This window comes from Mesorhizobium sp. LHD-90 (assembly GCF_030929505.1).
Classification (GTDB): Bacteria; Pseudomonadota; Alphaproteobacteria; order Rhizobiales; family Rhizobiaceae; genus Kumtagia.
On record NZ_JAVFVV010000044.1, the window covers coordinates 1 to 13,753 of the forward strand.

Sequence of the window (13,753 nt, forward strand, 5' to 3'; positions counted from 1 at the left end):
ATCGCCTTCAGGCCATCGCCGAATGGAGCGCCGTAAGCCGTCAGCTTGCCTGAACCGCAGGCGCCGAGGGTCTCATGCGCCCCTTCTTCAAACAACGTGACACCACCCGCGTCCAAACCTCTCGGTGGCGCAACGAACGTCGGCAGATAAGTCCGTGGACTTGGAGCTGGCGGCTTCTAAAGCGAAGCGAGGGCTTGGCGCCAGCGCGAGTCACGGATGGTGGAGCGCAACCGCATCAACTTCCAACTGCCAAACTTGTAGAAGTCAAAGTCGATCGTCGAAATCCTCATCTGGATCATGGACCAGAGCGACCACTTGAAGTCACCCAGCATACGGTAGAGGAACATCCGGGATTGGGTTCTCTTTTCGACGGATCCGAAATAACGCTCAATGGCCTCATCCTGCTGCGCGTCGCTCAGGAGCATTTCCACGCACCACGTGGCGAGATCGAAGCAGCGATCATTGTTCGATGCATACTCGAAATCGACGATAGCAATTCCTCCGTCATCCAAAATCAGGAAATTCGCCGGTGCCGGGTCGTTGTAGCAGGGCACGATGTCCAGCCCGGACGCTTCAAGCGCCGCACGCGCTGTCTGATACTCTTTGTAAAGCGATGGAAAATCGTGCGAGACGACGCCGTTGAGGTCGCGCAACTGCTCGATGTGCTCCTCGATCATGTCGAAGACGGTCTTGGTAAGGCCGAGCGACGCGGAACCGTTAAACGCGCGATAGAGCTCGATCGTACGATTTCTGAATTCAGGGACATGAAAATCCCGTCTCGTGCACGACCGGGACCTTTCCATGAAGTCGTAGATCTCGACGCCCCGGTCGTGCAGATAGTCGTAAGGTTGGGGGCCGATCCCAAGTGCATGAGCACGCCGGCTGGCTTCCAGCGATGCGGCGCGATCGATGAATTTCTCCGTTCCCGGGCCGGGTATCTTCACAAAGAAGGTTTTCTGCTCGCCGACTACCCTGACGTGCCAATTCGAATTGCTGAACCCGCCGAAGATTGGCCGATAGTACATTTCCCTTCCATGCCAGGCCGGCACGCAGGAAAGCATCTTTTCCAGTTGCCTCTCGGCGGGACAATCGGCCTCTCCAATCCTGCGTTGCATTGCCCGGCTCAGATGAATCTCGCGTACAGGTCGATTTCAACGTCTCGCAACGCGATACGGCAACGCATGAGGCGCCAGAAGGCGTAGCGGTAGAACTCGAGATCCTTACGCGGCGACACGGCGTCCATCAGAAGGCCCCAGAGGGCCCAGGCAAGATCGTCGGCGATCGCGTACAAGCGCGTTCGGTGGAAGCTTGCCTGCCTTGGTCTGCCCTCGAACATTTCGAGGGCGAGGAAATGATCCTTCTCATCCTCGAAAACCTCATTCGCGAGGATCGCCAGTTCGTAGTACGGATCGACGTTGCGGGCCTCGTCGAAATCGACGAGCTGGATACGGCCATGCGGTCCGATCATGACGTTCGAGGCTAGCCCATCGGCATGTGCTGGCACCTCGTCCATCCCGGCCGCAGCGATCATTCGCTCGATGCGGAAGACGGAATCCAGCAGGACCGGAAGGTCCTGCGGCATCTCGATCGCGCATGAAGCGCAAGCCGCTTGCAGGATCCTGATCCTGTCGAAAACGGAACACGACGACTTGAAGCGGGGACCGCCGTGGATCTTGCGCTTGGCCGCGATCACCGATTGTAGGACCTCAGGCTTCTTAAGGTCGCTGACCCGCGCCGTCGCCCAACCGTCCAGAAATTCGCTGACCGAGACTGCCCGCCGCACGTCGAAGGCGAGAATGTCTGGCGCGCATCCAAGGGCAGCCGCCTTGCGCTGCGCGTCAAACGACGCTTCTGGATCGACGAAGCGGCGCTGGTCGGGCTGAACGGCCTTGAGAAACAGCGACGGGCGCTGTTCGCCAAGCGACAGCAGCAGGCGCGAACTATCCACGCCGCGATGCGACGGCACCAGCACACCGGGCGTCGCGGCTTGCGCCGTTATGCGCAACGTCCGTCCCGGACCCAGCGAGACGTGTCGATCGAGCGGAGCAAAGGACAGGGCAGGCAGGAAGGGGCCGCGATCCTCGGGAAACACTGCCCGCAATCCCAGCTCGGCCGCAGCGAAACGATCGATACCTATCGGTTCAACACAGGGCGCCAAGCGCCTTTCCGATACAGCCATGTACCTCGAGCCAGCAGAGTTCATGTAGGATGGCTCACCCCGACCGCCCCTCTCCGGAGTAGCGGCCGGCCATCCAGCCTAGCATGGTCAATGCTATCGTTATGAGGCTTGGTGTAAAGCGCAGACTTGCCGGTCGCCCGGCAGGCGGTCAAACCCTGTGAAGGTTGACGCCCAGCTCATCGAACCGCTGGACGAATTCCTCGCCGATGTCGGTCGTCGTGATGACATGATGAGCATCGCCGAGGCCGAACGCGCGCACGGAACCAAAACGTCCGAACTTTGAGGCGTCGGCCACCATCACGGTCGTGTTGGCCTGAAGTCTTGCGGCGTCGTGGAGGGCGACCTCGTCCTCGCCGAAACCCATGAAGCCATGGTCGACATGGACCGCACTTGCTCCCATCAAGGCCAGGTCGAAGCGATGCCCGCTCAGAGCGGTGATCGTCGCATGGCCGAACGTCGCCTGGTATTCCGGCACCATCGGTCCACCGAGCACGCGCACACTTGTTCCCCACCCGTGCAAGAAGAAGTGAGCGGCAACGGCGATCGAATTGGTGAAAATCGTGAGATCCTGAAGCTTGTGAAGATGCTTCACGCAAGCGAGCGTCGTAGTGCCGGAACTTATGAAGATCTTCATCCCGCTCTGGACGATTTCCGCGGCCTTTTCCGCGATCCGGTTCTTTTCATGGGCGTAGACGCGACTGCGGTCCGCGAACGGCCTGTCACCTTCGGTAGGCGCCAGAACCGCGCCACCGTAGACCCGCCGCGCAAACCCGTTCAATTCCAGCATGCGCAAGTCACGCCGGATCGATTCCGGACTGACGTCAAGGCGTTCTGCGAGTGAATTCACACTGGCCCGATCATGGGCTTTCAGGATTTCAAGAATCTTTTCCTGCCGAAACTCCGAGAACCGCATGAAGTTGTTCCGTGGGCCGATAAGCCAGTCCCGTCGCCTGCCGCGCCCAGCCTGCAGCAGGTCCCCGGCGAATCGACCGGTGGATTGCGCAAGATATCTGCGACGCCGGCCCGAGGTTAGAAGATAAACCCATAGCAGTCAAATCGGCCAAATGCAAAACATCCGGCAAAGACAACACCACTCCATGGAAGCCTGCTTAGCACGCCGCGATTCTTGTGAAGGTTCTGCTATTTCAACCAATTGCGATGGGTCAATCCGCGTTGCGCGCATGTGGACCCCCAGGCCTCGGAGAATCGGCGCCTCCGCTTGACGTCCGGCGATCATGCTATTAGTGATTGATTTGACCGGTTTGTGTAATTCGTGGCGGAGGAGAAGCTGGCTGCAACGTGCCCTCCAGGTCAGCGTAACTCAACGACGCCCTCTTGCGGATCGAAGGAGTTTCATCGGCGTGGTGATGTGTCCGCGACTGCACACCGTGCCCGAGGCGCACCTGTCCGGTCAGGAGAAGGCGCCAGCGGCCGGTTGCCGACGATCCAGTGTGAAATCATCCAAAGCAAAACCACGCGGGCAGGGCCGCGGGTTAGATCAGAAGGGGAATGGATAGATGGTTACGCGTAGACACGTACTTGCCGGCGCCGGCGCGCTCGGCGCAGCGGCTGTGCTCGGGAATCGCACCCCGTTTGCCCAGGCGCAGGGCAAGAAGACGGTCATTCTTGCATCGATGGGCCCGGTTACGGGAAACTGGGATCCGACCTCCCATACCACTCTCGGTCAGGGCAATTTCGAAAAGCTCGTCTTCAACGGGCTCACCCGTGCATTGATGCGCGACGGCGAGGCTGACAAGCTCGAGCCGGCGCTGGCCGAATCCTGGACCCTCGTCGACGGCAACACGCTCGAATTCAAGCTCCGCCCGGGCGTGAAATTTCACGACGGCAAGGAGTTCAGTGCTGAAGACGTCAAGGCGACCTATGAGTACTGGTCCGACCCCGCGCGTCCCGCTGCATCCTTCTGCCCCGGCAGGGTCGACGTCGAGGTCGTGGACCCGCTTACCGTCCGGCTCAAGACCGACAAGCACGGGTACCCGGCTTCAGCCTGGTGGTTCATTTCCAGCGTGATCCAGGTTCTTTCGGCCAAGGACGTGGCTGATCCGAAGACCTTGGAGAAGCGCCCGAACGGCACCGGTGCGTTCAAATATGTCGAGACGAACGGCGACCAGAACGTCCTCCACGCCTATGACGACTATTTCGACGGCCGCCCGAAGATCGACGAACTCATCTATGCCTACGTGCCGGACGCCAACACCCGCGTCCTGGGCCTAATGAACGGCCAGTACCACATCGCCGAACGCCTCGAGCCCGAACAATACGCGTCGCTTCAGGGCAATCCGAACATCTTCACCCGCAAGGGCATGACGACGGAAAACAAGTATCTCCATTTCCGCTGCAACAAGCCGCCCTTCGACGATCCGCGCATCCGCCTGGCCGCCTGCCACTCGATCGATCGCTCGCAGATCATGGAACTGATGGGCGAGGCCGCACTTGCGTCCAGCTGCTACATCTCGCCGATGAAGTTCGGCTTCAACGACATCCCGGGCTATCCGGACTACAATCCGGAAGAGGCACAGCGCTTGCTGGCCGAGGCCGGCTTCCCGAAGGGCGAAGGCCTGCCGCAGCTCGAATACATCACCTCCATCGGCTTCTATCCGAAGACCAAGGAATACGGCGAGCTGATCACCGCCATGCTCCAGGAGCAAGGCTTCAACGTCCAGTTGACCGTGCTCGAGCCGGCCGCGTGGGAAGTGGCGATCTATCGTCGCGCCGACGGGCAGGGCCAGGGCCACATGTGCGACGTCGGCTGGATGACGCCGTCACCCGAGCCGGACCTCGTCCTTCGGCCCAACTGGCACTCGAGCGCCGCCCTGATTTCAGGCGTTAACGATCCGGAGATCGATGCCGTGCTCGACAAGGAGCGCAACGCGCCCAATCCGGAAGAGCGGCTGAAGATCCTCACCGGGGAAACCTTCCCGATGATGGCCAAGAAGGTTCCAAGCTTCTCCCTGTTCTCTGCGCTTACTTTCCATGGCGCGGCAAAGAACCTCGAAGGGGCGGTCTACCTGCCCTACGGTCCGATCGACCTGTCCAAGGCCGATCTGGTCTGACGCACGGATCAGGCAGCGCCGTCCCTTCGGGGCGGCGCTGCCCAACGCGAGTCGCTTCTTATGCTTTTTGCAATCGACTTCTTCACTCGCCGCCTTGCCCAAGGCGCGATCATCGTGGTCGCCATCGCCCTTCTGATCTTCACGCTGCTGCGCGTCGTCCCGGGCGATCCGGTGCGACTGATGCTGGGGCCAATGGTGTCGGCGACGGTTGCGGAGGAGACTGCGAAGGAGCTCGGCCTGCGTGACCCCATCATCGTGCAGTTCGGCCGCTACATAGGACAGGTCCTGCAGGGCGATTTCGGCAGGTCTTTCGTGCGCAGCGCACAGGGGGGCAGCACTGGCGGCTCGCGCGGCGAATCGACCTTCGACGCCAGCAACCGGGCGCCGGTCATCGACCTCATCGCCACGACGTTGCCCTACAGCCTGCTGCTTGCCGGACTTGCCTTTCTGATATCGCTTGCAGTCGCGCTGCCGCTCGGCATCTGGGCGGGGTTGAATGCCGGCAAATGGCCTGACCGCCTCGCGCTCTACCTGAGCTCCATCCTCGTGTCGCTGCCCAACGTCTGGCTGGGGCTGGTCTTCATCTTCCTGATATCGGCCAAGGCCGGCTGGCTGCCGGCGATCGGATACCAGAACTGGACCTATGCGATCCTGCCCGCATTGGTGCTCGCGGTCGAACTCATCCCGGTCATCGTGCGCTCGGTTTCCGTCTCGGTGTCGTCAAATCTGCTCGAGCCCTACGTTTCCGTCGGCCAGATCCGGGGTTTGACCCGCAGGCGGATGATCATCGCTCATGTGCTCAGGAACTCCTCAATCCCGCTCTTGAACCTGCTTGGCATTCAGGCGGTCGGCCTGGTCCTGGGCGCGCTGTTCGTCGTGGAATATCTCTTCAACTATCCCGGTATCGGGCTGCTCATGATCAATGCGGTCTTCCAGCGCGATTTCCCGATCATCCAGGCGATTGCGATCTTTTCCTGCGCGGCGCTCGTCGTGGTGAACATTCTGGTCGACTTCGCCTCAACCACGATCGACAGAAGGCTTCAGTACTGATGTCGCAGCAAGCCATCGTCCAGCCCGCCCCGGGTAAGCCCGCAAAGCACCGGAGCCTGGGAGCGAACATCTTCCTACAGGCGGCGGGCGCGGGAGAATTCCGGATCGGCGCGGTGATCTTCGTCGGCGTCATCCTGCTGTCGATCATCGCGCCCACGCTGCTCGGACTCTCCGCCACCAAGTTCAACGTGGGTCTGAAATTCTCCCCGCCTTTCCCGGTCGAGGGCTGGGTCTGGCCGCACTTCTTCGGCACCGACCAGCTGGGTCGCGACCTGCTGGTGCGATCGTTGATCGGTCTGCGCAATGCGCTGATGATCGGCATCGCAAGCGTCATCGGCATGTTCGTGATCGGCTCGGCGATCGGGATGGTGGCCGGATATGTGGGCGGGTGGACCAACCTCATCCTGATGCGCATCACCGACGCGCAGATGTCCATTCCGGTCATCATTCTCGCCATCACGATCCTCGGCGTGACGCGGCCCACACCGCTCACCGTCATCCTCGTCTTCATCCTGGCGGGGTGGCCGGGCTACGCCCGTATCGCGCGCAGCGCCACGATGTCGGAGCGGCGCAAGGAATACGTGCGGGCCGCCAAGATACTCGGCGCCACAGACCTCAGGGTGCTCCTCGTGCACATAGCGCCCAACATCCTGCCGCCCGTTGCGTTCGTGGCTGTGCTCGACGTGGCGCGCATGATGATCTTCGAGGCCATCCTCGGCTTCATCGGCATCGGCATCCAGCCGCCAACGCCGACCTTTGGCACCATCATCGCGGACGGCACGAAATACCTGTTGAACGCGTGGTGGATCACCACGATTCCCGGCCTTCTGCTGGCCGTGTCGCTGTGCAGTATCAACCTGATGGGTGGCGCGCTGGAACGCTCCCGCAACAAGATCCTCCAGGGGGTGTCATGAGCGTGGGCGGCACCAAGATCCTCGACGTTTCGGGTCTCTCGGTCGATCTTGTCATGTCTGGCGGTGGGCGGCGTCCCATCCTGCACAACGTCGATCTGTCGGTCTCGCACAACGAAGTGCTCGGCATCATCGGCGAGAGCGGCTCGGGCAAGACCGTGCTCTCGCGCGCACTGGTGAACTGGATCAGCCCGCCGCTCGTGGCGAAAGGCGGGAAGATTTCCTACCACGGGCGCAATCTGTTCGACCTTCCGCCAGACGAGATGCAGACGCTGCGTGGGCGAAAGATCGCCTATATCGGGTCCGACCCTGGCAGTGCGCTCGATCCCACAGTTCCCATCGGCCAGCAGATCATCGAGAAGCTGCGCGCCGTCGAGCCGGGCATCTCGACATCCGAAGCCAGGGCGCGCGTGCTGCGCGTGCTGGACGCGGTGCGCATCCCCTCTCCTGCGCAACGTTTCCATGAATTTCCGTTCCAGTTCAGCGGCGGCATGATGCAGCGCGTGCTCATCGTGGATGCGCTCGTGACGAACCCCGACCTGCTGGTCGCCGACAACATCACGCAGCCGCTCGACGTGACGGTGGCCGCGCAGATCCTGCGCCTGCTTCGCGATCTGCAGCGCGATTTCAACACGGCGATCATCTTCGTTTCCTCGGCGCTCGGCGTGCTGAACGACATCGCGGACAATATCCTCGTACTCGCCGATGGCCGCGTGGTCGAGCGTCAGCAGACCCGCAGTCTGATCGACAAGCCCGAACACAATTATACGCGCAATCTCATCGCGAGCCTGCCGCGCATATGGGAAGCCGAGCCGGTGACCACGGCACCCGCTGAGGTGGTCGACGACTCGCGTGAGGTTATCCTCTCGGTCCGAGACGTCTACCGGTCCTATGAAACCAAGGACCGCGAAAGGCTGTTCGCGCACAAGGTGGTACAGGCCGTCAGGGGCGTGTCCTTCGACGTCTACAAGGGCGACAACCTCGGCATCGTAGGCGAATCCGGCTGCGGCAAGTCCACGCTGTCGCGCCTGCTCAGCCGTCTTGAGGCGCCCAACCGCGGGCAGATCCTCTTCAAGGGGCAGGACATTGCGCATCTCGGCAGCAGGAAGCTCCTCGACCTGCGCCGCCGGTTCCAGCTGCTGCTGCAGGATCCCTACAACGCCATTCCGCCGCATTTGAGCATCGGGCGGACCATTGCAGAGCCGCTCCGCATTCACGGCGGCCTGAGCACCAAGGAGATCGCCGAAAAGGTCGCCTCCACGATGAACGAGGTCGGGCTGCGCACGGAACTCACCGACAAGCTCCCGGTGGGCCTGAGCGCCGGCCAGCGCCAGCGCGTCAACATCGCTCGCGCGATGGTGCTGGATCCGGAACTGCTGATCCTTGACGAGACCCTTTCAGCGCTGGATCAGGTCGAGCAGGGCAAGCTGCTCGACCTGTTCGAGCGCCTCCAGAATCGCCACGGCATAACCTACGTCTACATCTCTCACGACCTCAGCATGGTGCGGCGTGTATGCAACCGCGTGGCGGTCATGTATCTGGGGCGTGTGGCGGAGCTTGCCGGCAACGAAGCCACCTTCTTCGATCCCGCGCATCCCTATACCCGCGCCCTTCTGAGCGCCGTGCCGGCGATCGAGCACAAGCCCTACGACACGACGACCTACCTTCTGGAGGGCGAACCGCCGGATCCCATCGACATCCCGCCGGGATGCAGTTTCCGGACGCGCTGTCCCTTCGCCTTCGATCGCTGTGCCACGGATGATCCCATGCTGATGAAGCGAAGCGGCGAGGATTTCGCGGCATGCCACCTCGTCTCTGCGGGGCATTCCGCTCCCATGACGATGCCCGCGGTCAACCTGAGGGGACCGTGACCGAAACGCAGTACTGACCGTCTGGCACGGCGCCTCGGCCCCCAGCGCCAGGCAATCTTCCGAAGAGGCAGGGATAAGATGGAGTTCGACTATATTGTCGTCGGTTCGGGCAGTGCCGGTTCACCGCTCACGGCGCGGCTCGTCGAGAAGGGTGCAAGCGTGCTGCTTCTCGAAGCGGGCAAGAAAGAGAAGCTGCATCTGACGCGCGTGCCGGCGGCGCTGATGCACACCATCGGCAACAAGCGCTACGACTGGAACTACGTCACCGAGCCGGATCCCAGCCGCAACGGCCTGACGGAGTCATGGCCGCGTGGGCGCGTACCGGGCGGATCGTCGGCTATCAACGGAATGATCTTCATTCGCGGCGCCGCTGCCGACTACGACGCCTGGGAGGAAATGGGGAACAAGGGATGGGGCTGGAACTCCGTGCTTCCCTACTTCCGCAAGATGGAAACGGCGGACGAGGACAAGGACAACGCCTATCGCGGCGGCATGGGGCCGCTACGGATCTCGGCGCTGCGCTGGAAGCACCCGATATCCTCAAAGTTCATCGACAGCTTCGTCAATGCCGGCGTGCCGCTCAACCCCGATCTCAACGGACGCTCGCACGAGGGTGTTGCCTGGAACCAGGGTTCCACGCGCGGCGGCGTGCGCCACTCCGCGTTCGATGCTTTCGTGCTGCCCATTCTCAAGCACAGCAACTTGACCTTCATGGACGATGCGCTGGTCGAACGCATCGTCATGGACGGAAAGCGGGCGAGCGGCGTTGACATCATTCGCGGCGGCCGGTCGATCCGCGCCAAGGCGCGCCGCGGCGTGGTGCTGTCCGCTGGTTCCATCAATTCGCCACAGATCCTCATGCTGTCGGGCATTGGCGACCCGGCCGGGCTGACGCGCCATGGCATCGATGTTCGCGTTGCGAGCCCCGACGTCGGTCGCAACCTGATGGAGCATCCGGGGCTCTATGTCCGTGCCGAGATGGACACCAAGACCGGCAATGTCTACGCGTCGCCTCTGGGTCGGGTTCGCGCATTCGCCGAATGGGCGCTGTCGCGCAACGGCGTGCTGAGCGTGCCTACCGCGCAGGTTCTCGCCTTCCTGAAGTCGACGCCGGAACAGGAAGCGCCGGACCTTCAGTTCCATCTCTTCCCGTTCGGCTATTTCAGCAACAACGGCCGGCTGCATGTGCCGAACCGCAACCTCGTCACCATTCTTGCCAATGTGAACTATCCCAAGAGCACGGGCCATCTGGAGCTTCGCTCCCGCGACCCCCGCACGCCTGTCGCCATCTATCCGCGCCTGCTCGATCATCCCGACGATCTCGCCTGCGTGCTGCGCGGCCTCGATTGGATACGCCGCCTTGCCTCCACGCCGCCATTCGGCGGCCATGTGAAGGAACTGATCGACGTCCCGCCGCCGGAGGCAGGCCGCGCTGCGGACGAGGAATATGTGCGCAAGGGGACGGTTCCCTTCCTGCATCCGGTCGGCACATGCCGCATGGGCGCAGACGACCGCGCAGTGGTTACGCCGGACCTGCGCGTGCGCGGCACGGAAGGCCTGTGGGTCGCCGATACCTCGATCTTCCCGCGTCACATCGCCGGGAACACCAACGCGACCGCCATCATGATCGGCGAGCGCGCTGCCGATCTTATTCATCCCTGATCGAACGTACGCCCGGTAAAGGAGTCAGATACATGACGAGGAATTTTACCCAGAACTTCGTCGGGGGCAGGCGCGTCGATCCGCTCGGCTCGGAGGCGATCGAGGTGCGTTCGCCCTATGACGGAAGCCTTGTCGGCTCCGTCCCGCTTGCCTCGCAGGCCGACGTCGACCTTGCCGTCGGCGTTGCGCGCAAGGCGTTCGACGAGGGCCCATGGCCGCGCATGCCGGTGGCCAGACGCATAGCGGTCATCCGCAAGTTCACCGAGCTTTACGAGGCGCGGTCCAAGGAATTTTCCGCATTGGTCACGGCCGAAATGGGCGCGCCCGCCTGGTTCGCCGATGCTATTCAGGACCTCATCCGCAACCAGGGGCAGGCCTATCTCATCGCCGCCGATCAATATCCGTGGGAGGTCAGGCGAGACGGCTATCCTGCGGGCGCGTCGGTCTGGATCCGCGAGGCGGTCGGCGTCGTCGCCGCCATCATCCCTTGGAACGCGCCGCATCAGGTCGCTCTTGCGAAGCTCTTCCCTGCCCTGCTCGCAGGCTGCACCGTGATCCTGAAGCTTGCACCGGAAACAGCCATCGACGGCCAGTATCTGGGCGAGCTTTTCAGCGAGGCCGGCCTTCCTGAAGGCGTGTTGAGCATCCTGGTCGCGCACCGCGACGTGAGCGAGCACCTGGTCACGCATCCCGGAGTGGACAAGATCGGCTTTACCGGGTCGACCGTGGCCGGGCGCAGGATCGCCAGCCTCGCCGGGGAGCAGTTGAAGCGGGTGAGCCTGGAACTGGGCGGCAAGTCCGCCGCAATCGTGCTTGACGACGCGGACATAGGGCAGACGGTAGAGGCCCTGCGCTACCGGTCGTTTCCGAACAATGGGCAGGTGTGCGTCGCACAGACGCGAATCCTCGTGTCGCGCCAGCGCCACGATGCGTTTGTCGATGCGCTGGTGGACAACGTCGAACGCATGACGATCGGCGATCCCGCCGACCCGGACACCTTCCTCGGCCCGGTCGTTGCGGAGCGCCAGCGGCAGCGCATCAGCGACTACATCAATTCCGGGCTGGAAAGCGGCGCGGACCTGGCCGCCGGCGGTCTGGGACTGCCTGAAGGCATCAATCACGGCGCTTTCGTAAAACCGACCGTCTTCGCCAATGTCGACAACAAGTCGCGCATTGCACAGGAAGAGATCTTCGGGCCGGTCGTCTGCGTCATACCCTACGATGGCGTCGACGATGCCGTGCGCCTCGCCAACGACTCGGCCTACGGCCTGTCCGGTTCGGTGTGGACCAATGTCTCCGAAAAGGGCCTGGCGATCGCTCGCCGCGTCCGCACCGGCGGACTGACGATCAACAATGCGGCCCCGGATCTGCTGTCGCCCTTCGGCGGCTTCAAGCAAAGCGGCATCGGACGGGAGTTCGGCCCGGAAGCCATCAACCACTACATCGAGCACAAGACCGTTGCCGTCTGAGCCGGAGAATTCCATGAGCAACGGTCCCCGGATATGGGAGCATGTCGACGGCCTGGCCGAGCGCTTTGTCGAACTCAGCGACAAGGTCTGGGAAACGCCTGAACTGAACTATCAGGAATACCGTTCCTCGGCCGAGCATCTCGGCATGCTGCGCGAGCAGGGCTTCCGCATCGAGACCGGCCTGGCCGGAATGCCGACGGCTGTCATGGGAGAGGCCGGGACGGGCGGCCCGGTCATCGCCTTCCTCGGCGAGTTCGATGCCCTGCCGGAATTGAGCCAGGAGGCTGGCGCGACCGAACATCGTCCCCTTGCCGGAAATGGACCGGGGCACGGTTGCGGCCACAACCTGCTCGGCTCCGGCGCGCTGCTTGCCGCGACGGCGGTCAAGGACTGGCTGGCGGCAAACAATCTGCCGGGGCGCGTGCGCTACTACGGATGCCCCGCCGAGGAAGGCGGCGCCGGCAAGGCATTCATGGTGCGCGATGGCGTTTTCGCGGATGTCGATGCGGCAATCTCGTGGCATCCATTCGCGTTCGCGGGGGTGATGGAGCCTGCGGCCCTCGCCTACGCCATACTCGACTTCTCCTTCACCGGACGCTCCGCTCATGCGGCAGGGTCGCCGCACCTTGGGCGCAGCGCGCTCGATGCGGTCGAGTTGATGAGCGTCGGCGTGAACTACTTGCGCGAACACATCCCCACCGATTGCAGGGTGCACTACGCATATCTCAATGCTGGAGGCCCGGCGCCAAACATCGTCCAGGCTGCGGCGGTGGTGCGCTACATCGTGCGTTCGCCCCGTGCGGCCGAGGTGCTGATGCTCATCGAGCGGGTCAAGCGCATCGCCGAAGGCGCGGCGCTGATGAGCGAAACACGGGTGGAGCCGCGCTTCGTCTGTGCCATGAACAGCCTGCTTGGCAACCATGTGCTCGAACGCGCCATGGCGCGCAACTTCGAGATACTCGGCGTGCCCGTGTTCGATGAGGCGGATGAAGCGTTCGCCCGCCAGATACAGGACACGCTGACGAAGGAGCACATACAGTCTGCCTACGCGATGTTCGGGCTGGAACCGGGCGACACGGCACTTTGCGACCGCATCGTCGGCAGAGGGGCGGGCGGCAAGCAGATGCTCGGCTCCACGGATGTCGGCGATGTGAGTTGGGCAATCCCCACCGTCCAGGCCTACGGTGCAACCCACGCCATCGGCACGCCGCTCCACACCTGGCAGGTGACTGCGCAAGGCAAATCCCCCCATGCGCACAAGGGCATGATCCATGTTTCGAAGGTCATGGCGGCCACGGGAGTGGACCTGTTTACGGACCCGACCCTCCTGGCCGAGGCCAAAAAGGAACATGCATCCAGGCTGGCGCGCGATCCGGTCGTGCGTATCCTGCCGCCCGACCTTGCGCCCCCACTTGCCGTTTAGCGATCGAAGAGGTGGCGTCACGTTGTTTGAAGAAGGGGCGTATGAGACCCTCGGCGCCTGCGGTTCAGGCAAGCTGACGGCTTACGGCGCTCCATTCGGCGATGGCCTGAAGGCGAC

Annotated in this window: 10 protein-coding genes; 7 read left to right on the top strand and 3 right to left on the bottom strand. The window is 62.8% G+C overall.

The window, feature by feature from the left end; translation table 11 throughout:
- Positions 1-176 precede the first annotated feature (176 nt).
- The 3 genes from RB623_RS29890 to RB623_RS29900 form a co-directional block, all read right to left on the bottom strand.
- Positions 177-1,115, bottom strand: coding sequence for a choline/ethanolamine kinase family protein (locus tag RB623_RS29890; protein WP_308060883.1), 939 nt, complete (start codon positions 1,113-1,115; stop codon positions 177-179).
- Between the two features lie 8 nt (positions 1,116-1,123).
- Complete coding sequence (locus RB623_RS29895) at positions 1,124-1,972, bottom strand: phosphotransferase (protein WP_308060885.1); 849 nt, start codon at positions 1,970-1,972, stop codon at positions 1,124-1,126.
- Positions 1,973-2,327: 355 nt separating this feature from the next.
- Positions 2,328-3,092 carry a DeoR/GlpR family DNA-binding transcription regulator gene (locus tag RB623_RS29900; RefSeq protein WP_308060887.1) on the bottom strand — a complete coding sequence of 255 codons (765 nt, stop codon included), beginning with the start codon at positions 3,090-3,092 and terminating at the stop codon, positions 2,328-2,330.
- Between the two features lie 604 nt (positions 3,093-3,696).
- Here RB623_RS29900 and RB623_RS29905 point away from each other — a divergent pair.
- From RB623_RS29905 to RB623_RS29935, 7 genes are all read left to right on the top strand, one after another.
- The gene (locus tag RB623_RS29905; protein ID WP_308060889.1) at positions 3,697-5,250 is read left to right on the top strand and encodes an ABC transporter substrate-binding protein; all 1,554 of its coding nucleotides are present in this window, start codon (positions 3,697-3,699) and stop codon (positions 5,248-5,250) included.
- 60 nt (positions 5,251-5,310) lie between these two features.
- Positions 5,311-6,300 carry an ABC transporter permease gene (locus RB623_RS29910; protein ID WP_308060890.1) on the top strand — a complete coding sequence of 330 codons (990 nt, stop codon included), beginning with the start codon at positions 5,311-5,313 and terminating at the stop codon, positions 6,298-6,300.
- Positions 6,300-7,214, top strand: coding sequence for an ABC transporter permease (locus RB623_RS29915; RefSeq protein WP_308060891.1), 915 nt, complete (start codon positions 6,300-6,302; stop codon positions 7,212-7,214). Before RB623_RS29910 ends, RB623_RS29915 begins: the two co-directional genes overlap by 1 nt.
- Positions 7,211-9,082 (top strand): ABC transporter ATP-binding protein, encoded by a 1,872-nt coding sequence (locus RB623_RS29920; protein WP_308060897.1) that lies wholly within the window; start codon positions 7,211-7,213, stop codon positions 9,080-9,082. The genes RB623_RS29915 and RB623_RS29920 overlap by 4 nt, the downstream gene beginning before the upstream one ends.
- A 78-nt stretch (positions 9,083-9,160) precedes the next feature.
- Positions 9,161-10,744 (top strand): GMC family oxidoreductase N-terminal domain-containing protein, encoded by a 1,584-nt coding sequence (locus tag RB623_RS29925; RefSeq protein WP_308060893.1) that lies wholly within the window; start codon positions 9,161-9,163, stop codon positions 10,742-10,744.
- Positions 10,745-10,776: 32 nt separating this feature from the next.
- Complete coding sequence (locus RB623_RS29930) at positions 10,777-12,213, top strand: aldehyde dehydrogenase (RefSeq protein ID WP_308060895.1); 1,437 nt, start codon at positions 10,777-10,779, stop codon at positions 12,211-12,213.
- A 13-nt stretch (positions 12,214-12,226) separates the two neighbouring features.
- A complete protein-coding gene (locus tag RB623_RS29935) occupies positions 12,227-13,636 on the top strand; it encodes a M20 family metallopeptidase (protein ID WP_308060896.1) in 1,410 nt (469 codons plus the stop codon).
- Positions 13,637-13,753: the final 117 nt, after the last annotated feature.